This is a genomic window from Acidobacteriota bacterium, assembly GCA_016712445.1.
Classification (GTDB): domain Bacteria; phylum Pseudomonadota; class Alphaproteobacteria; order Caulobacterales; family Hyphomonadaceae; genus Hyphomonas.
Map to the genome: position 1 here is coordinate 929,535 of JADJRB010000001.1, position 17,740 is coordinate 947,274.

General features: G+C 67.1%; 18 protein-coding genes and 1 pseudogene. 9 read left to right on the forward strand and 10 right to left on the reverse strand.

The features are described from left to right. Positions 1-4: 4 nt before the first annotated feature. Entirely contained in the window at positions 5-1,372 is a 1,368-nt protein-coding gene (locus IPK75_04775) for an ActS/PrrB/RegB family redox-sensitive histidine kinase (GenBank protein ID MBK8197664.1), read from the forward strand. 57 nt (positions 1,373-1,429) lie between these two features. Next, entirely contained in the window at positions 1,430-2,002 is a 573-nt protein-coding gene (locus IPK75_04780) for an ActR/PrrA/RegA family redox response regulator transcription factor (protein MBK8197665.1), read from the forward strand. Positions 2,003-2,144: 142 nt separating this feature from the next. Here the strand turns inward: IPK75_04780 and IPK75_04785 are convergent. Further along, positions 2,145-3,081 (reverse strand): annotated as a pseudogene (locus tag IPK75_04785) (prephenate/arogenate dehydrogenase family protein). Positions 3,082-3,200: 119 nt separating this feature from the next. Between IPK75_04785 and IPK75_04790 the strand changes: the two are divergent. Both IPK75_04790 and IPK75_04795 read left to right on the forward strand, forming a co-directional pair. Then, positions 3,201-3,575: a DUF983 domain-containing protein gene (locus IPK75_04790; GenBank protein ID MBK8197666.1), complete on the forward strand. Its 375-nt coding sequence runs from the start codon at positions 3,201-3,203 to the stop codon at positions 3,573-3,575. A gap of 197 nt (positions 3,576-3,772) precedes the next feature. Beyond that, positions 3,773-4,243 (forward strand): hypothetical protein, encoded by a 471-nt coding sequence (locus tag IPK75_04795; protein ID MBK8197667.1) that lies wholly within the window; start codon positions 3,773-3,775, stop codon positions 4,241-4,243. 74 nt (positions 4,244-4,317) lie between these two features. Here IPK75_04795 and phaR read toward each other — a convergent pair whose 3' ends face one another. Continuing rightward, on the reverse strand, positions 4,318-4,896 hold the full coding sequence (gene phaR, locus IPK75_04800) for a polyhydroxyalkanoate synthesis repressor PhaR (GenBank protein ID MBK8197668.1): 579 nt from the start codon (positions 4,894-4,896) through the stop codon (positions 4,318-4,320). A 149-nt stretch (positions 4,897-5,045) separates the two neighbouring features. On the opposite strand from phaR, the gene phbB reads away from it, so the two are divergent. Further along, positions 5,046-5,771, forward strand: coding sequence for an acetoacetyl-CoA reductase (gene phbB / locus IPK75_04805; GenBank protein MBK8197669.1), 726 nt, complete (start codon positions 5,046-5,048; stop codon positions 5,769-5,771). Here the strand turns inward: phbB and IPK75_04810 are convergent. The 3 genes from IPK75_04810 to gloB are packed head-to-tail and all read right to left on the reverse strand — an operon-like array spanning position 5,768 to position 7,485. After that, positions 5,768-6,214 (reverse strand): hypothetical protein, encoded by a 447-nt coding sequence (locus IPK75_04810; protein ID MBK8197670.1) that lies wholly within the window; start codon positions 6,212-6,214, stop codon positions 5,768-5,770. The two genes, phbB and IPK75_04810, sit on opposite strands and share 4 nt — an antisense overlap. Before the next feature lie 54 nt (positions 6,215-6,268). After that, positions 6,269-6,715, reverse strand: coding sequence for a cupin domain-containing protein (locus tag IPK75_04815; GenBank protein ID MBK8197671.1), 447 nt, complete (start codon positions 6,713-6,715; stop codon positions 6,269-6,271). Further along, positions 6,715-7,485, reverse strand: a complete 771-nt coding sequence (gene gloB, locus IPK75_04820) for a hydroxyacylglutathione hydrolase (protein ID MBK8197672.1) — start codon at positions 7,483-7,485, stop codon at positions 6,715-6,717. The genes IPK75_04815 and gloB overlap by 1 nt, the downstream gene beginning before the upstream one ends. Before the next feature lie 43 nt (positions 7,486-7,528). Here gloB and IPK75_04825 point away from each other — a divergent pair, with 43 nt between their 5' ends. Together IPK75_04825 and IPK75_04830 are read left to right on the forward strand one after the other, a co-directional pair. Continuing rightward, positions 7,529-8,272, forward strand: a complete 744-nt coding sequence (locus tag IPK75_04825) for a class I SAM-dependent methyltransferase (GenBank protein ID MBK8197673.1) — start codon at positions 7,529-7,531, stop codon at positions 8,270-8,272. Positions 8,273-8,334: 62 nt separating this feature from the next. Beyond that, entirely contained in the window at positions 8,335-8,679 is a 345-nt protein-coding gene (locus IPK75_04830) for a P-II family nitrogen regulator (protein ID MBK8197674.1), read from the forward strand. A gap of 4 nt (positions 8,680-8,683) precedes the next feature. Here the strand turns inward: IPK75_04830 and IPK75_04835 are convergent, their stop codons facing one another. From IPK75_04835 to IPK75_04850, 4 genes are read right to left on the reverse strand one after another with little or no spacing between them, the layout of a single operon-like run. After that, complete coding sequence (locus tag IPK75_04835) at positions 8,684-9,814, reverse strand: peptidoglycan DD-metalloendopeptidase family protein (protein MBK8197675.1); 1,131 nt, start codon at positions 9,812-9,814, stop codon at positions 8,684-8,686. After that, positions 9,814-10,455 carry a hypothetical protein gene (locus IPK75_04840; GenBank protein ID MBK8197676.1) on the reverse strand — a complete coding sequence of 214 codons (642 nt, stop codon included), beginning with the start codon at positions 10,453-10,455 and terminating at the stop codon, positions 9,814-9,816. Before IPK75_04840 ends, IPK75_04835 begins: the two co-directional genes overlap by 1 nt. Before the next feature lie 4 nt (positions 10,456-10,459). Beyond that, on the reverse strand, positions 10,460-11,092 hold the full coding sequence (locus tag IPK75_04845) for a hypothetical protein (GenBank protein MBK8197677.1): 633 nt from the start codon (positions 11,090-11,092) through the stop codon (positions 10,460-10,462). 1 nt (position 11,093) lies between these two features. Beyond that, complete coding sequence (locus tag IPK75_04850) at positions 11,094-13,175, reverse strand: S8 family peptidase (GenBank protein ID MBK8197678.1); 2,082 nt, start codon at positions 13,173-13,175, stop codon at positions 11,094-11,096. Positions 13,176-13,516: 341 nt separating this feature from the next. Between IPK75_04850 and IPK75_04855 the strand changes: the two genes are divergently transcribed. Together IPK75_04855 and IPK75_04860 are read left to right on the forward strand one after the other, a co-directional pair. Next, on the forward strand, positions 13,517-14,299 hold the full coding sequence (locus IPK75_04855; GenBank protein ID MBK8197679.1) for an enoyl-CoA hydratase/isomerase family protein: 783 nt from the start codon (positions 13,517-13,519) through the stop codon (positions 14,297-14,299). Continuing rightward, positions 14,296-15,540, forward strand: coding sequence for a hypothetical protein (locus IPK75_04860; protein ID MBK8197680.1), 1,245 nt, complete (start codon positions 14,296-14,298; stop codon positions 15,538-15,540). The genes IPK75_04855 and IPK75_04860 overlap by 4 nt, the downstream gene beginning before the upstream one ends. Before the next feature lie 709 nt (positions 15,541-16,249). Here the strand turns inward: IPK75_04860 and rpoN are convergent. After that, positions 16,250-17,737 (reverse strand): RNA polymerase factor sigma-54, encoded by a 1,488-nt coding sequence (rpoN, locus tag IPK75_04865; GenBank protein MBK8197681.1) that lies wholly within the window; start codon positions 17,735-17,737, stop codon positions 16,250-16,252. Between the last annotated feature and the right edge of the window lie 3 nt (positions 17,738-17,740).

The window sequence follows — 17,740 nt, forward strand, 5'->3', positions numbered from 1 at the left end:
GCGCATGGAAGAAGCGGCGCGCGATTCACGGTCCGGATTCGAGGATGCCATCTTCACGTTGGCGCCGGAAGGCCTCGGCTCGGCCCAGTCCGCCCTCGGCCGCACGCGCCTGCGCACCTTCATCACGCTGCGCTGGCTGGCGGTGGCCGGCCAGACGAGCGCGGTGCTGCTGGTCTATTTCGGGCTCGGCTTCCACCTGCCGCTCGCCGTATGCCTCGCGATCATCGCGGGCTCGGCCTGGCTCAACGTCTTCCTGTCCTTCGCGTTTCCCTCACAGCGCCTGACCCGAAGCTGGGAAGCTGCGCTGCAGCTCAGTTTCGACACGATCCAGCTGGCCTCGCTGATTGCGGTGACCGGCGGCCTGTCGAACCCCTTCCTCCTGCTGCTGCTCGCCCCAGTCACGGTGGCCGCGCTCAGCCTCAGCCTCGTGCGCGCAAGCATCATTGCCGTTCTGGCCCTCGCGCTGGCGGCGACGATGCCCTTTGCCAGCCTGCCCCTGCCCTGGCTGGAACAGACCGGCACACACCTGCCGATCCTGTTCCAATGGGGCCAGTTCGCAGCCCTCGCCGTGGGCACTGTGTTCTTCACCGTGTCGGCCGGGCGCGTCAGCCAGGACGAGGCGCGCCTCGTGCGTGCGCTCGATGCGGCCAGCGTCGTCATGGCGCGCGAGCAGAAACTCTCCGCCCTTGGCGCCATGTCGGCGATGACTGCGCATGAGCTCGGCACGCCGCTCGCCACGATCCACCTCGTCGCCAAGGAAATGGTGCGCGACCTCGCGCCCGACGATCCGCATGCCGAGGATATCCGCCTCATCGCCGAGCAGGCCGACCGCTGCCGGTCGATCCTCTCCGCCATCCGCGAAGCGCGTGATGCCGCCGACATCGTGCATGCCCGCATGCCGCTCGACGCGCTGGTCGAAGAAGCCGCCGCGCCCATGAAGGGCCTTGGCGTTGCAGTCATCGTGCACGCGAGCCCGGGCGAAGGCGGCGCCGCGCGCCCGCCCGTGATCGAGCGCAGCCCGGAAATCCTGCACGCGCTCGGGGCCTTCATCGAGAACGCGGTCAGCTTTGCAGCCAGCAAGGTCGAAGCGACCGCCAGCTGGACCGGCGACCAGGTGATGATCACCATCGTTGACGATGGCCCCGGCTTCTCGGCCGAAATCATCCCCAAGCTGGGCGAGCCCTATATCTCCGACCGTTCCGAGGCCCGCCTCGGCGGCGGCGACATGGGCCTCGGCTTCTTCATCGCCAAGACGCTGATCGAGCGCACGGGCGGCCGCATCGCCTCGCGCAACCGCACGCCGCCTGCAACGGGCGCGGTCGTGCAGGCCGTCTGGCCGCTCGCCGCCCTCATCCCGCGAAGCTTGGACTAGGGCGGTGTTTGGCCCTATATTTGCGTTTGATAACGAATTGCGCTTAGGAACCGCCGCATGGAACGTCCGGCCCCCGTGAATGTGCACCCAAGCCTCGAAGCCCTCGAGGACAAGACCTGTCTCGTCATGGACGATGACGGCCCCTTCGTGCAGCGCCTCGCCCGCGCGCTCGCCCAGCGTGGTTTTGTGGTGTCCGCCGTCTCGACGGTCGCCGAGGGCAAAGACATCGCCCGCCTGAACCCGCCCGCCTTCGCCGTGCTGGACCTGCGCCTCGAAGATGGCAGCGGGCTCGACGTCGTCGAAGTGCTGCAGAAGTCCCGCCCCGAGGCCCGCGCGGTGATCCTGACCGGCTATGGCGCCATCGCGACCGCTGTGGCCGCCGTGAAGGCCGGCGCCGTGGACTACCTCTCCAAGCCGGCCGATGTGGAAGACATCATCCGCGCGCTGACGGCGACGCAGGACGAGCGCCCTGCCCCACCGGAAAACCCGATGTCGGCAGACCGGGTGCGCTGGGAACACATCCAGCGCGTCTATGAGCTCTGCAACCACAACGTCTCGGAAACGGCGCGCCGCCTCAACATGCACCGCCGCACACTGCAACGCATCCTGGCGAAGCGCGCACCGCGCTGAGGAAGAACGCGACACACCCCTCTCCCTTTGGAGAGGGGCAGGGGTGAGGGGGCGCTGCGTTCTCAGCGGTATCGACGCGAAAGGGCGTAACTCCCCCTCATCCCCAACCCCTTCTCCCAAGGGAGAAGGGGCTTGAATGTTTCTACTCCTCCGCCTTCGGAACATTCCGCCCGAAGTTCACCGAGGCCGAATCCTGCCCCGCGTCGATAATCGCCTTGCGGATGGTCCGCGCGCGGGTGAACTCGCGCATCAGCATGTCGCCGTCGCCCCAGCGAATGGCGCGTTGCAGGGCGGCGAGATCTTCAGAGAACCGGCCGAGACATTCCAGCACCGCCTCACGGTTGTTCAGGAACACGTCGCGCCACATCACCGGATCGGAGGCCGCAATCCGTGTGAAGTCGCGAAATCCGCCTGCGGAATATTTCACGACTTCGCCCTGCTCCACGGTTTCCATGTCGAAGGCGGTAGCGACGATGTTGAACGCGATCAGGTGGGGCAGGTGCGAGGTGATCGCCAGAACGCGGTCATGCCGGCCGGCATCCATCGTCTCGACCTTGGCACCGAGCGCCTGCCAGAAAGACGTCAGCCGGGCCAGCGCCTCGTCCGCCCCCCGGCGCCGGGCCTTCCACCGGCGTCAGGATATGCCAGGCGCCGCGGAACAGCGTCGCGAAGCCCGCCTCCGGTCCGGACTGCTCCGTGCCTGCAATCGGGTGGCCCGGAATGACATGGATGCGTCCATCCGCCGCCGCCGCCAACGCGCGCGCGGCCTCGCCCTTGACCGAGCCGACATCCGTCAGGATCGCGCCGCCCTTCATCTCGGGCACCGCGCCGGCCGCCGCCGCGCCCAGCGCGCCTACCGGCACGCACAGGATCACGCAATCTGCCTCGCGCACGGCGGCCTCAAGGCTGGCCGCAACGGTGCCAAGGCCGATGGCGGCGGCCCGCGCGCGCACGTCCTCGTTCGCGTCATAGAGGACAATCTCGCCTGCCGCGCCATACTCGCGCGCGCCGCGTGCGATCGATGAACCGATCAGGCCGGCACCGATGATGGCGAGGCGGGAAAACACGGGGTCGGGCATAGGGCAGTCTTTCGTCGGGATGCGCGCGGCTGCTTGGTGGGCAAAGGGCCCGGCCCCGTCAAGGGGCGCGGGGCTTTGCCGCGCTGGCGGCGAGGGCACGCGGCGCTTATCTAGCTCGCATGACCCAGCCCTCCCCCATTCTCAGCGGCCTGCGCCAGCGCTGCGGCGCCTGCGGCAAGGGCCGGCTGTTTTCCTCTTACCTGAAGCTCAACACCGCCTGCCCGCATTGCGGCCGCGACATGCGGGCCGCCGACACGGCCGACGGGCCAGCCTTCTTCGTCGGCTTCGGGGTATTGATCCTGACCGCGCCGTTCCTGTTCCTCATCCCGATGAGCCCCTTGCCGGCTGCGGCCAAGGTTGCTGCGATCCTGGCGCTGGCGCTGGTGATCACCGGCCTGTCGATGTGGCTGCTGCCGGTGGCCAAGGGAATCCTTCTCAACCTCCAGCTGCACCACAAGGCCGGGCAGGCCGAATTCGAGCAGCGGGACAGCTGAAACACAGGCGCTGCAAATCCACTCGCCACCCGCGCGGCGATACGTTAAACACGACCTCGTGAAGTCGATCACTTCAGGGGACAGACGTGGATTCTCGGGACACCAAGATTGCCCTGACCGCCGCAGCTGTCGCCAAGATGGAGCGCGACCGCGCGAAGCGCGGGGGCGAAGACGGCAAGCATAGACAGGGGTCGCCAATGCGCTTGATTTTCGGAATTTTCCCGCTGCTGGTCATTCCAGTGATCTTGTACAACCTGATCGCCCTCGTCGGCGGTGGCTCGGTTGAAACCACCAATGCGGCGGGTCAGCTGATTTCCTCGGTCCAGGCGCCGATCAATGGCCTGCTCAACGAACGCTTCCTCGGCCTGCCGATGATCTCCGGCGTCGAATGGGTGCTCACCAAGGGCGACGCCATCGTCCTGCTGGCCGTCACCTTCCTTTTCCTCGAGATACTCAAGTCGACGAGCACGGGCACCGCGACGATCATCAATCACGGCATCTCGCTGCTGCTCTTCATCATCTGCCTCGTGCAGTTCCTGTTGATGCCGAACTTCGCGACGTCGACCTTCTTCATCCTGATGTCGATGACCCTGCTCGACGTGCTGGCCGGCGTGATCGTCACCATCGTCTCGGCGCGGCGCGACTTCGGCGTCGCCGGCGACGTCTGAGCCCAGGACCAACGCCCAAACAAAAAGCCGGAAGCGCAAGCTTCCGGCTTTTTCGTTTGTGCGGCGCGGCGCGCTCAGTCCTTGCGGGCGAGATCGCTCAGCTGCTTCTGGATCGCTTCCATCTGTTCCTGCATCGCGGCCATGGCTTCGGCCTGGTATTCGAGGAACGGATTCGACGGCATCGGCGACTGGCGCTCGGTGCGGCTGGCCTGGAACACGGTCGGCATGAACATCTTCATCGCCTGCTCGAACATCGCCATGTTGCGCTTCGCCTGCGCCTCGAACAGGTTCATCGGGTTCGCTGCCTTGCGCCATTCCTTCTGGGCATCGGCGAAGGAGTTCATCGACATCTCGAGGAACGCCGGCAGGAAGGTCTGCGCGCCGCCGCCATAGAAGCCGATCAGCTGGCGCAGGAAATTCAGCGGCAGGGCGCCCTGCCCCTTGGTTTCCTGCTCGAAAATGATCTGCGTAAGGACCTGCCGGGTCAGGTCGTCACCTGTCTTGGCATCGCGGACTTCAAAGTCCCGCCCCTCGCGCACGAGGTCCGACAGATGGTCCAGGGTCACGTAGGAAGACGTCGACGTGTCATAGAGACGCCGGTTCGCGTATTTCTTGATGATGATCGGTCCAGCCGATCCGGTTGCCTTGGCCATGTCCTCGCCTCGCCGCTCACTCGGTCCGTGCCGCGCAAGCAATTATTGTGCTAGTGCGAAATAGTCGCACAAAAGAGCGGCTTGACCAATGCGGTATTGAAGTTGCACCCAAGGGCAACGCTTAACAGAAACGTGGGAGGAATTGGCACATGGCGCGGACGGCACTGGTTACGGGCGGTACCCGGGGTATCGGCAAGGCAATCAGCGAAGCGCTGCAGGCCAAGGGCTACAACGTGGCGGCCAACTACGGCGGCAATGACGCGGCAGCAGCTGAGTTCTCAAAGGCGACCGGCATCAAGGTCTTCAAGTTCGACGTCGCGGACTATGACGCGGTCGGCAAAGGCCTCAAGGCCATCGAATCCGAGGTCGGCCCGATCGACATCGTGGTTAACAATGCGGGCATCACGCGCGACGCCCCCTTCCACAAGATGAGCCTCGCCCAGTGGAACGAGGTCATCAATGTCGACCTGACGTCCGCCTTCAACGTCACCCGCCAGGTCTGGGATGGCATGCGCGAGCGGAACTACGGTCGCATCATCAACATCTCCTCGATCAACGGCCAGAAGGGCCAGTTCACGCAGGCGAACTATTCCGCTGCCAAGGCCGGCCTGATCGGTTTCACCAAGGCGCTCGCCTATGAAGGCGCCAAGAAGGGCATCACCTCCAACGTCGTCGCCCCCGGCTATATCGACACCGAGATGCTGGCCGCCGTGAAGCCGGAAGTGCTCGATGGCATCATCGCCACCATCCCGGTCGGCCGCCTCGGCAAGGCCGGAGAGATCGCCTCGATGTGCGCCTATCTCGCCTCGGACGAAGCGGCGTTCATCAACGGCGCAACGATGACCGTGAACGGCGCGCAATATATCGCGGGCTAACGGCCGTCCGGTTTCGACTGGCGGATCACCGCATACGCGATGGCGACGACCAGCGCCGGCAAGAAAAGGCCAGTGGCCATCAGCACCCAGAAGATAAATGCGCCGAAGCCAACCCGGTTGCCGGGCGTCATCCGCTGCCAGCGTTCTTTCGCCCAGTCCTCGACGGCGCGCAGCGTTGCCGAATGCGTCGGCGCCGGGCCGGGCGCCGTCGTCCGCACCGGCTCGGCCGGCAAGCGCCACATCGACTTGGCCGGCTCAACCGCCACCTTGTCCGGCCTCAGCCAGTCGATCAGCCGCTTCGGCTGGCTGACGATCACCGCCGACTTGGCGCTGCGAGGCGCCACCCGCGGCACCGGGCGCTGCGCCAGCGGATCCTTCCGGTCGGCGCCGAGGTCCATCCGCACACCGAACGTGTCGTCATATCTTGGCCGTCTGCCCAGCATGGCATGATGCTCCCGAACTACCGGGCAACTTGACCCGGAGTCGTCAATTTCCGGCTAACCGGTGCGCGGCCGCCAGCCGTCGGGCGCCATTGTGAAGCCGGAAAACTCGAAGCCCGGCGCAACCGTGCACGAAACCAGCGTCCAGTGGCCCAGCGTCTCGGCCGCCTGCCAGTGGTGCGCCGGCACCACCGCTTGCGGGCGCTGCCCGGCCCGCAGGTCCGGCCCGAGCACGCGGCGCGCCGCGCCGTCCCCGTCCGGCGGCGACACCGTGAGCGCAAGCGGGCCGCCGGCGTGCCAGAGCCAGGCTTCGTCCGCGTCCACCTTGTGCCAGGCGGAAACTTCATCGGCCTGCAGCAGGTAGTAGATGGCGGTCATCGCCGCGCGCCCGCCGCCGGCCGAGCGGAAGGTTTCGGCAAAGTGGCCGCCCTCCGGGTGGGGCTGCATGTTCAGCAGGCGGATGATTTCATTCGCACCGAGGTCGCCTGCCCGCGCGAGGCCCATCAGAACCGGTCCTTGCGGCTACGGATCTCCCCGAAGGTCGCGGCCGCGTCTCCCGGATGGCCCATCGCGATCTGCATCGCCTGCTTGTCGGCCCGCAGGAACGGGTTCGTCGCCAGCTCGCGCTCCAGCAAGGCCGGCACGGTCGGCAGGTTGTCCGACCGGCGCTTCTCGATCCAGGCCACGTATTCCTTCAGCGCCTTGTTCTCAGGCTCGATGGTAACCGCGAACCTCGCATTCGAGGCCGTGTACTCATGCGCACAGTAGAGTCGCGTTTCCGGCGGCAGCGCCTTGATCCGCTTCAGGCTGTTCCACATCATCTCCATCGTGCCCTCGAACACCCGCCCGCATCCGAGCGCAAACACCGAGTCCCCGACGAAGGCGGCCTGCTGGTCCGGAAAGTGGAAGGCGACATGGCCGAGCGTGTGGCCGGGCACGTCCAGCACGGTTGCCCGCGCCCGCCCGAATTCGAGCACGTCGCCCTGCTTCACGGCGAGATCGATCCCAGGAATCTTCGCCGCTTCCCCGGCCGGGCCGATGATGCGGCAGCCGGTCTGCGCCTTGATGCGCAGGTTGCCGCCCGCATGGTCCGGATGCCAGTGCGTGTTCCAGATCTCGTTGATCTGCCAGCCCATCCGCGCGGCTTCTTCGAGATACCGGTCAGCATCCGGCGTATCGACCGCGATCGTCTGGCCGGACTGGTGCTCGTGGACGAGATAGCCGTAATTATCATTGAGGCAGGGAAACTGGTGTATGTCGATCTTGATGTCCATGTGCCTGTTTTCCGTTCTGCAATCTGAGAGCCGACTTTGGACCATGCGTCAGGACGCCGTCACCCTTGAACGCTTCTACGCCTCGCCGCTCGGCCGGGCAGCGGCGCGCGTGCTGGCCGGCAAGCTGGTCGACCTCTGGGGCGATGCCAGGGGCGTGTCGATGCTCGGGCTCGGCTATGCCGTGCCCGTTCTCGACGCCTTCGGCGGCGCGCCGGGGCGAATCGTCGCCGCCATTCCCTTCGATCACGGGCCGGTGCAATGGGCCGCCTCGGAGCGCGGCAATGCCTCGGTCGCGGTCGGCGATGCCCGCCTGCCCTTCCCGGACGGCCAGTTCGACCGGGTGATCGTGCTGCACGGGCTGGAGGAGACCGGCGATCCGCGCGCCTACCTGCGCGAGATCTGGCGCGTCACGGCGCCCGAGGGCCGCATCGTGCTGGCTGCCGCCAACCGGGCCGGTCTCTGGGCCCGCGCCACGCAGACCCCGTTCGGCTTCGGCCGGCCCTGGACCCGCAACCAGTTGTCGAACCTTTTGTCGGGCGGCCTGTTCCAGGTCACAGCGTCCAGCAGCGCCCTCTACATGCCGCCGCTCAGCACGGGTCTGGTCACCTCCGCCGCCGAGGGCTGGGAAGTCATCGGACGCGCCTTTGCCCCCGGTCTTGGCGGGGTCGTGCTGATCGAAGCGGTCAAACGGCTCTACGCTCCGCCGGGGGGCGGCGCCGCCGCGCCGGTGACTGAACGCATGCGCCTCGCCCGTCCCGCGCAGGCTTCCCGGCGCGAAGAGCATTGACGCGCCGCAATGTCCCTATAACTTCGCACCTGCAGCAAACACCTGATCCGAGGACCGAACCCATGAAACTCATCACTGCCGTGTTCAAACCGAGCCGCCTCGACGCAGTGATCGAAGCCATCTCGGAAGCCGGCGCCACCGGCCTTACCGTTACCGAAGTGCGCGGCTACGGCCGCCAGCAGGGCAAGACGGAAGTCTACCGCGGCGCCGAATACGAAGTGCGCCTGCTGCCGAAAGTGAAGGTGGAGCTCGCCTGCTCCGGCGACGACGTCGAACGCCTCATCGAAGCGATCACCCAGGCGGCCAACACCGGCACGATCGGCGACGGCAAGATCTTCGTGCACGACCTCGAAAGCATCCTGCGCATCCGCACCGGCGAACGCGACGACCAGGCGATCACCGGCTGATCGCCTACTCGATGATCTCGTAGCCTTCCGGGATCACGAACACATCGTCCACCGAAGCGACGCCGATCTGCGGCTCGAGCTCTTCGCCCGGGCCATTCTCGCGGCGTTCATAGGCCGCCACCAGCGACAGGTAGGGCGGCACATGCACCCAGCCATGCTCGGCGGTGTTCTGCATGATCTCGAAGTGCAGGTGCATGGTCGTCGCCGACCCGCCGAAATCGTTCGAGACATAGCCCAGCAGGTCGCCCGCCTTGACGCTCTGGCCAGCGGTCACCGCAAGGCGCGACATGTTCATGTGCATGTAGTTGTAGATGCTGCCGGCGCTGCGCAGTTTCACGGTGTAGGAGCCGATCGACGAAATCACGCCGTCTTCCACGGCGACCACTTCATGCAGGCCCCGGTCCGCCACCTTCTGCTTGCGCAGGGCATTGCAATCGGCCGCCGTGCCGACCCGGATATCCTGGCCCTGGTGGATCTTCGCCACCGGACAGAACGGCGTGTTGCGGTTGGCTGAGCGCGTTTCGCAGAAATTGTCGCGCCACGGATAGGCATAGTTGCGCGCATCGCACTGGTCGCCGCCGGCGACACCGCCGCCGAAACTGAATACCTGCGATTGCAGGAAGGCAGGCGCGGACTTGATCGGGAAGACCATGCCGGGCGCGTGCACGACCTGGTCGGCAAAGCCGCCGCCTGAGCCGGCAAGCAGTGCGCCGGGCGCGAAATAGCTGAACACTGGTTCGACCACGGGCGCCTCGGCCTCCACCGGCGTATCGACGGGCGTGTCGACCGGCGTTTCCACGGGCGTCTCCGTGCCGGGCTCGGTTGGCGTATCGCCGCCATCGGGCACGGGTTGGTCAACCGGCACATCGACGGGCGGGTTTTCAGTGGTGTCAGTCGCGTCCACCGGATCAGCGTCCGGCGTCGTGGTGTCGCCGGGCGTGGTCTCGACCGGTGTTTCGAATTCGGAATCGTCGACATCCGGCGGCGGCGGGCCGGGCGCGCCGGGCGGCGTGGCGGGCGCTTCTTCCGGCGGCTGGGGCGGCGGGCCGCCATCCCCCGGAAACCGCACGAAGTCGCAGCCCGCGAGCGAAGTCAGGAGCAGCGCGCCGGCTGCCGCAGCAAGGAAGTGTCGCATCAGCGTGTTCCTGAAATCTCGAGGCTGCGGGCAAACCCGACAGCCTCATCCTCGGTCACGCAGGCCGGCAGGTCATCGACCAGCGTCTTGCACTCAAATTCGATCAGGTAGTCGGCGCCATACTTGGAGAAGGCGACCTGTGCCCCGGTTGTCGTGGGCTGGAACCGGTAATCATCGCCGCGCGGCGCCGCCGTTGCGCCCGGCTCGGCGATCACGACATTCGTGCCATTGACGATGATGTCATAGGCTTCACCGGGGAAAAACGCGTAATAGCCGTCGCTGGTCGGCTGGAAGCGGATCGCCGTCTCGCCGCCCTGCGCGGACACCGGGCCCGACGGCAGGAACACCGGCACCGGCGGCGCATCGCCCCCAGAGGCCACCTGGAAGCTGCCTTCCCGCTCGTCGAGCGAGCGCGATGCCAGATCGCGGCGCGCCGCTTCCCAGTCAATCGTTGCGCCCGCGGATGTCGATTCGGCGCGCACCGGCAGTTCGGCCTCGGCCTCGGCAGGCTCGGCATCCGTCACGTCTGCGATATCGACACTGGCTGTATCGGTGTCTGCCGGACGCTGGAACACGCGGTCGCAGGCCGCAACCGAAAGGGCGCCCAGCAGCAGGCCGGAGAGAAGAAGAGGTCGGTTCATCAAGTCAGTCCTTGCCGGGGTGTGCTACATAGTCGGGGTCTGCATAGGAGACGCCTTCGATCTTCAGGAGGCGGTCCTGTACAGCGCGGATGTCTTCAGGCGTCGCCGGTGCGCCGGGCGGCATCTGGTAGGCGAGCTTGATCTCGCCGGAATAGCTGGCGCCTGCCAACGTGAAATCCGACAGCGCCGGCACGCGCGCCGTCAGGTCGCGCCAGGCCGCCTGCGCCGCTTCCGGATCGCGCTTGAAGTTGCGGGTAATGGTATCGATTTCCTCGGCGCCCTTCAGGCGGACGATAAAATGTACCTCGGTGCCCTCGGCGCGCGCCGGGCGCTCGATGGGGGCCTGCGAAGCCGCCGGTCCGCTACCGCCACCGCCTGCCTCTGCCACCTGGAACGGTGCTTCCGGATCGGGACGGGGCGCGGCGAATTCTGGCGACGTCTCGACACGGGCGGGCCCGGACGCCGCCGGCGATTCGATCTCGACCGACAGCGCGCCCGGCCGCTCGGGCAAGGGTTCGCTGCCGCCAGAGTCATTGTTCAGCGCGGCGATCGCAAGCGCGACCGCGCCGCCGACACAGCCAAGCCCGATCGCGCCAAGCGGTCCTCCGAGATGCAAGGGCGCGCGGGATTGAGCCATGTTAGCGTCCTCCTCCGCCAGTCGGCTTGGCGGGTATGCTGGCAAGGTTGAGCAGCCCGGTTCCGCATGGGCGAGCGCACATGTCGGGATTGCCGGACAGGGCAGTTGTTCCGGGATATTGGCTGCAGAGACCCGAACACTGCAAGGCCTGCCGCGGATCGAGCGCCGATTGCAGGGTTGCGATCAGCTCGTCACGGGTCGCCGTCGGCGTGCGCGCCTTGAGGAGGGCGAGCGCCGCCGAGACATGCGGCGCGGCCATCGAAGTGCCCTGCTCGTAGGCATAGAAGCAGTTCTCCACCGTGGCGCCGGTGACCGGGTCGTAGCAGTTCGACGCGGCCTTCGTGGACAACACCCCATCCGGCTTGCCGTCGCCATTGTCATCGCGCGTCAGGTCGCCGCCAGGAGCCAGCAGCATCACTTCAGGGCCATAGTTGGAATAAGGCGTCAGCTGGCCGCGCGCATCGCTCGCCGCCACGGTGACGACACCCCTGCAGCCCGCCGGGGCGTAGAAGCTCGTCGACATCCGGGCGTTGCCGGCCGCCGAGACGACGATGGCGCCGGTTGCGGTGGCGGCATCGATCGCGTCCTGCAGCGAGGCCGGGCAGGCGCCAAGCAGGCCGATCGACAGGTTGATCACATCGGCCGGGTTCTCGTTCCAGACCTCGGTATCGTCCGGGCCTTCGGCCGGGATGATGCCGGCGGCCCAGCGGATCGCGTCGTTGATGTCCGACAGGCGCCCGCCGCACTTGCCGAGCGCGCGCACCGGAACGATGCGCACGTTCCAGGCACCGCCCGCGACGCCGGAGCCGTTATTGGTCGCCGCGGCGCCGACCGTGCCGGCCACGTGCGTGCCGTGGAAGCTGTCGGCGGCGTAAGGCTTGGTCGGGTCGCACATGTCGCCCGGATCATTCGCGTCGCTGTCGCGGCCATCGCCGTCATTACCCATGCGCGGATCGGAGACCATGTCCCAGCCCGGCATGATGTTGGGCGAACCGGCGATGTCCGGATGGTTCATCTGCAGGCCGGTATCGACCACAGCCACCACAACGCTGCGCGAACCGGCCGTACCCTGACGGTTCCAGAACGTCTCGAACCCGGCGCCGCCAGCGGTGCGGCCATCGGCAGTGCCCCGGTCACGGAAATGCCATTGCAGCGTCCACAGCGGATCGTCGGGATTGAAGCTCGCCGGCTGGGTCGACGGCGGCGTGGTCGTCGACCCCGTCGAGCCGGAGGAAGCCGGCGGCTTGCCGGTGCCCATCGGCGGCGGCGCGTCCTTGGTGCGGCGCACGAACTGGTTCTGGAAGATGAAGTCCGGCTCGACATATTCGAACTGGCCGGACGCGCGCAGGTCGCGCACCACGCAGGCCGTCGCCAGCGCCAGGTCGTCGCCGATCTCCGCCGGCTGCATGCCGTCCGGGCATTCCGCAGAATCGGCGCGCGCCAGGAACTCGCCGGGGCTGGTGGCACCCGCGCGGAACTGGGTCGGGCTTGCGCCGTCTCCGCCGATCTGGATCACCATCTGGCCCTGCCGCGACAGCGCGACTTCGCCGCCGATACCATACTTCGTCATCGTCTCGAGCATGACGCCATTGGCATCGAGCTGTTTCTGGACCGCCTCCCGGTTGATCGGCGCACGGCGCGCCAGCTTGCGCACTTCGGCCTTCTCTTCGACCGGCAGCGCCTTGAACTCGTCGCGCGTCATCCGCTTCATGCGGCGCTCGAGGACCGGCTCCTCGCCCGCCATCTTGTCGACATCCTTGTTGACCTGGGCGACATCCTCGGCCGTCTTCGACACCGCGCGCGGATCGAGCGTGATCTTGGACAATACCTTCTCGGTACGCACCGGCGCCTCCATGGCGCTCGCCCCGGAGCTGGGCGCTGACGGTGCGGGCAGGGATTCCAGCCCCTGATCAGGCGCTGCTTCCTCGTAATACTCGTCCTCGAAATATTCGAGTTCGGCGTCCACCGCGGCGACATCATCGACGGCGGACGAAACCTCGGCGGGAATGTCTTTCGGCTTGGCGATGATCGAGCCGACCGCGAACAGGGGGCGTTCTTCCTCGTCGACCACGAACTCGGCCATCACGGTCCCGGCCAGCGCCCGGTCTGCCACCGAGGCCGTCTGGAGGTTGCGCGCGCTCGGGTCCACCACGGTCTCGCCGCTGATCTGGCCCGCTGACGCGTCGGCAACCTCCTTGGCGCGATCAATCCGCTCGGTGATCTTGTCGCAACCAGCCAGTACCACTGTTGCAGCGAGGGCAGACAGGATAACCGGGCGCAGGCGCCGGTCCGTGAGACGTTTCAACATGTTGGTAGTCCCCATGCGATTGCCAATGAACGCCCCAGTCCCATAGGTTAACGCTGTGTTGAGATTATGACGAGGACGGGTCCCTTGTCCAACCCCCTGACACGCCGGAGCGTGATTTGAGCCAGACCATCCGACTGGAGACCCTGCCGCCTCTCGCGGAAGTCATCCTCGACCAGCCGCAAGGGCGAAATGCGCTGTCACTCGCCATGTGGGCCAGCCTGCCGGGACTCATTGCGGCCGCGAACGCCGATCCGCGCGTCAAGGTCATCCTGCTGCATGGCGGGGGCGGCGGCGTATTTGCCGCCGGGGCCGACATATCCGAGTTCCCGGTCGTCTACGGCACGCCGGCGGTCGCCCGCGAAACCGGACGCACCATCGCGCGCGCCCTCGACGCCATCGAAGCCAGCGAAAAGCCGGTGATCGCGGCGATCGAAGGCGCCTGCGTCGGCGGCGGCGTCAGTCTCGCCGTCGCGGCGGACCTTCGCATCGCCGCCTCGACCGCCTCGTTCGGCATCACGCCGGCGAAGCTCGGCCTCGTCTATCCGCCGGCCGACATCGCGCGTCTCGAACGGCTGGTCGGCCCCGGCACGGCGAAACGCCTGCTGTTCACCGGCCGCATCTTCAGCGCTGCCGACGCCTTGCAGATGCGGCTCGTGGATGAAGTGGCCGCGGGCGCGGAGATCCTTCCCGCCGCGCGGGCCCTGGCGCAGGAAATTGCCGGCGTCTCACAATGGTCGGTGCGCGCCACCAAACGGATGATGCGCGGCTTCGAGGCCGGCATGGCGCCGACCTCGCCCGAAGCCGAAACGCTGTTCCTCGACGGCTTCGCAAATCCGGATTTCGCCGAAGGCGTCGATGCCTTCCTCGCGAAGCGCCGGCCGGACTGGAAAGTGACGTGACACCCGCCGAGGCCCTGCGCCGGTTCCGCGCCCGCCTGCCCGCGCGGGCACGCCTCTACACCGGCGGCTGCAGCGGCGAGCCGCTCGGCTTCGTCGAAGCCTTCCGCGAGGCGCCGGATCTTGCGGCCGGCCTCACTTTCGTGGGCCAATGGGTGCCCGGCATCAACCACACGGACTGGGCGAGCCTCCACCCGGACGCTTCGGCCGAAACCTGTTTCTTGCCGCCGGCCTTGCGCCCCTCCTTCGAGGACGGGCGCACACGCATCCTGCCAATGGCCTATTCGCACTCCTGGGACTGGCTGGCCTCCACACCGCTCGACGGCGCGCTGATGCTCGTCTCGCCGCCGGATGCCGAAGGCAATGTCAGCCTGGGGGTCAGCCCCGACTTCGGGCCGGTGATCCTTGCACGGACGGACGTGCCGGTGCTGGCACTGGTAAACCCGCAGATGCCGGCTGTGCCGCACAGCGTGAAGGTGCCGCTGTCGCGCTTTGCGCTGGTGGCCGAAGAAGACCGGCCCCTCGTGCAGGTTGCCCCGGCGCCGCTGGCACCCGCCTTCGCCGCAATTGCCCGGCATGTCGGCGCGCTGGTGCCCGAGGGCGCGCATCTGCAGTTCGGAATCGGCAACGTGCAGCAGGCCGTGCTGACGGAACTGGGCGGCCGCAAGGGCCTCGCCATCTGGTCAGGCATCGTCTCCGACCCGGTCATCGGCATGCTGGACGCCGATCCCGGCCTCAAGGTGGCTACCGGCGTCGCGGTCGGCACCGAGGCGCTCTACCGCCGGCTCGCGCATGAGACGCGCGTGCGCTTCCTGCCGGTTTCGGAAACCCACGCCGTCGCCCGCCTCGCCGCCTTGCCGCGCTTCACCGCCATCAATTCCGCCGTCGAGGTCGACCTGTTCGGCCAGGCGAACGCCGAATTCATCAGTGGACGGCAGGTCTCGGGCACTGGCGGCCTCACGGACTTCCTGCGCGGGGCGCGTGCCTCGCCGGGCGGCACCGGCATCGTTGCCCTCGTCTCCAGCGCGCGCGATGGCAAGCTCAGCCGTATCGTGCCGCGCCTCGCACCGGATGCCACCACCGTCACACGGGCCGACATGGATGTCGTGATCACCGAGCACGGCGCGGCCCGCCTGCGCGGCCTCGACCTCGACGCCCGCGCCGCGGCGCTCATCGCAGTGGCAGACCCGGCGCATCGCACTTCGCTCGCCAATGCCTGGGACGACATGCGCCGCCGCCTCTGACCAATTTTGCGACAACCCAATTTCACCGCAGGCGATTGCGAAAGCAGGCCCACACAAGCCCCCTCTCCGCAGGTCCCTGCGAAGGCAGGGACCTAGACTCCCCGCAAATGCTGCGAACTGGACCCCTGCCCTCATCCTGAGCAAAGTCGAAGGACGCAGGGGTCTGCGGAGAGGTCGCGCCCGGATTTTGTTGCACAAATTCCGCCCTGCGCAACCAAACGCGCCCCCCGGTCCGCAAAATCCAGAACCTTTTCCGCGCCCTGCAAAAAAGATCACCCAAACCAATCCGGCGGGGTCCGCAGCGGGTGTAATCTCCCCTCATCCAGCGACAGGAGCCGGGCCGGTACCGTTCGGTTGTCGCTGGACCGGCCCGGGTGTGGGCGCAAGTGGGGTAACGGCCCACCTTCGCCCTAGGGACGTCGACCCAGGCAAGCCGGAGCAAATGCCGGTGGAGAATCCCTCTGGCCATCCGGTCCCCTCAGGGCCGGGTCCGTAGCGGGTAAGCAGCCAAGGCCTGGCGGCGCCGAAGTCATCCCGAGAACTGCCCGAAGCCCCGGGCCGGGCGCGGCGGACGTGAGGCGTCCCTCCGCAATACACTTTTCTTCCCGGACGCTGCGGGCGTCCGCCGCGCGCGGCTCCACCCTGGTGGCGCCAATCCCTCCGGACCCGGACGGCCCTGCCGGTCCGGCCCAAAGCGCTGCGTTGAAATTCAGCCCACCTTGCCCATCCGGCGGCGTTGCACGCTCGACGGGATATGCAGGCTCTCGCGGTACTTAGCGACCGTGCGGCGGGCAATCTCGATGCCGAAGCCGGTCAGGATCTCGACGATCTGGTCGTCCGACAGGACGTCCTCGGCCGATTCGTCATCGATCAGCTGCTTGATCCGGTGACGGACGGCTTCAGCCGAATGGGCCTCGCCGCCGCCGGTCGCCGGGATCGCGGCGGAGAAGAAGTATTTCAGCTCGAACAGGCCGCGCGGCGTCGCCATGTACTTGTTCGTCGTCACACGGCTGACGGTCGATTCGTGCATCTCGATCGCGTCGGCCACCTGCTTGAGGTTCAGCGGACGCAGGTGCGCCACGCCGTGCGCGAAAAAGCCGTCCTGCTGGCGCACGATTTCGCTCGCCACTTTCAGGATCGTGCGCGCCCGCTGGTCGAGCGACTTGATCAGCCAGGTCGCCGAGGCGGCGCATTCGGAGATGAACTCCTTCTCCTTGTCGCGCATCGGCAGGGCCGTGACCTCGGCATAATAGGCCTTGTCCATCAGCACGCGCGGCAGCGTGTCGGAGTTGAGTTCCACCGCGTACATGCCGTTCGGCAGTTCACGGACATAAACATCCGGCGCCACGGCAACCGTCGTGTCGCTGGAAAATCCTGCGCCGGGCTTCGGTGAAAGCTGGCGCAGTTCGGCCAGCATGTCCTGCAGGTCGGCCTTGTCCACGCCGCAGACATCCATCAGGGCTTTCATGTCGTGCTTGGCGACGAGGTGGAGATTGTCGAGCATCGCCTGCATGGCCGGGTCGAAGCGGCCCCGGTCCTTCAGTTGCAGCGCGAGGCATTCGGGAATCGAGCGGGCCATGACGCCGGTTGGGTCGAAACCCTGGCAGACGCCGAGCACCGCTTCGACATTGGCAATGTCGGCGCCCAGCGATTTGGCCACATCATCGAGCGGTGCGCGCAGGTAGCCCGCCTCGTCGGTCTCGTCGATCAGGCGCGCGGCGATCAGCCGGTCAGCGTCCGAAAGGCCGGCAAAATTCAGCTGGGTGTGCAGGTGTTCCTGCAGCGTGATGTCGCTCGACAGGTTGGCGGTATAGTCGAAATCCTCCGACGCCTGACCACCGCCCGCCGTCGACCAGTCAGTCTTCGCCGAGGGGCCGGACGCATTGGCGGGCAGCGCCGCGTCCGAGCCGGTGCCGGGCTCGTAGACGTCCTCGCCGGGCGCATCGAGCTGCTCGCGGGCATCGCCCTGCCCCGAACGGTCATCCAGCGAGAGTTCCTCGCGGCGCGCCGGCTCGCCGGCCTCGGCGCCGCTGTCATCCTCGACTTTCTGGAGCAGCGGGTTGCGCTCGAGTTCCGCTTCGACGAATTCGGCAAGTTCCTGGTTCGACAGCTGCAACAGCTTGATCGCCTGCTGAAGCTGCGGCGTCATCACCAGGGACTGGCCCTGGCGCATGTCGAGTGAATGTTTCATGGCCATAGG

Bases quoted from the DNA above. Each gene is read 5' to 3' on its own strand.
- rpoN (MBK8197681.1), bottom strand. From the start codon at position 17,737: ATGGCCATGAAACATTCACTCGACATGCGCCAGGGCCAGTCCCTGGTG.
- gloB (MBK8197672.1), bottom strand. From the start codon at position 7,485: ATGGACATCAAGATCGACATACACCAGTTTCCCTGCCTCAATGATAAT.
- IPK75_04815 (MBK8197671.1), bottom strand. From the start codon at position 6,715: ATGGGCCTCGCGCGGGCAGGCGACCTCGGTGCGAATGAAATCATCCGC.
- IPK75_04830 (MBK8197674.1), top strand. From the start codon at position 8,335: ATGAAACTCATCACTGCCGTGTTCAAACCGAGCCGCCTCGACGCAGTG.
- phbB (MBK8197669.1), top strand. From the start codon at position 5,046: ATGGCGCGGACGGCACTGGTTACGGGCGGTACCCGGGGTATCGGCAAG.
- IPK75_04840 (MBK8197676.1), bottom strand. From the start codon at position 10,455: ATGAACCGACCTCTTCTTCTCTCCGGCCTGCTGCTGGGCGCCCTTTCG.
- IPK75_04835 (MBK8197675.1), bottom strand. From the start codon at position 9,814: ATGCGACACTTCCTTGCTGCGGCAGCCGGCGCGCTGCTCCTGACTTCG.
- IPK75_04850 (MBK8197678.1), bottom strand. From the start codon at position 13,175: ATGGCCGAGTTCGTGGTCGACGAGGAAGAACGCCCCCTGTTCGCGGTC.
- IPK75_04810 (MBK8197670.1), bottom strand. From the start codon at position 6,214: ATGCTGGGCAGACGGCCAAGATATGACGACACGTTCGGTGTGCGGATG.
- IPK75_04795 (MBK8197667.1), top strand. From the start codon at position 3,773: ATGCGCTTGATTTTCGGAATTTTCCCGCTGCTGGTCATTCCAGTGATC.
- IPK75_04780 (MBK8197665.1), top strand. From the start codon at position 1,430: ATGGAACGTCCGGCCCCCGTGAATGTGCACCCAAGCCTCGAAGCCCTC.
- phaR (MBK8197668.1), bottom strand. From the start codon at position 4,896: ATGGCCAAGGCAACCGGATCGGCTGGACCGATCATCATCAAGAAATAC.
- IPK75_04775 (MBK8197664.1), top strand. From the start codon at position 5: ATGGAAGAAGCGGCGCGCGATTCACGGTCCGGATTCGAGGATGCCATC.
- IPK75_04825 (MBK8197673.1), top strand. From the start codon at position 7,529: ATGCGTCAGGACGCCGTCACCCTTGAACGCTTCTACGCCTCGCCGCTC.
- IPK75_04790 (MBK8197666.1), top strand. From the start codon at position 3,201: ATGACCCAGCCCTCCCCCATTCTCAGCGGCCTGCGCCAGCGCTGCGGC.
- IPK75_04845 (MBK8197677.1), bottom strand. From the start codon at position 11,092: ATGGCTCAATCCCGCGCGCCCTTGCATCTCGGAGGACCGCTTGGCGCG.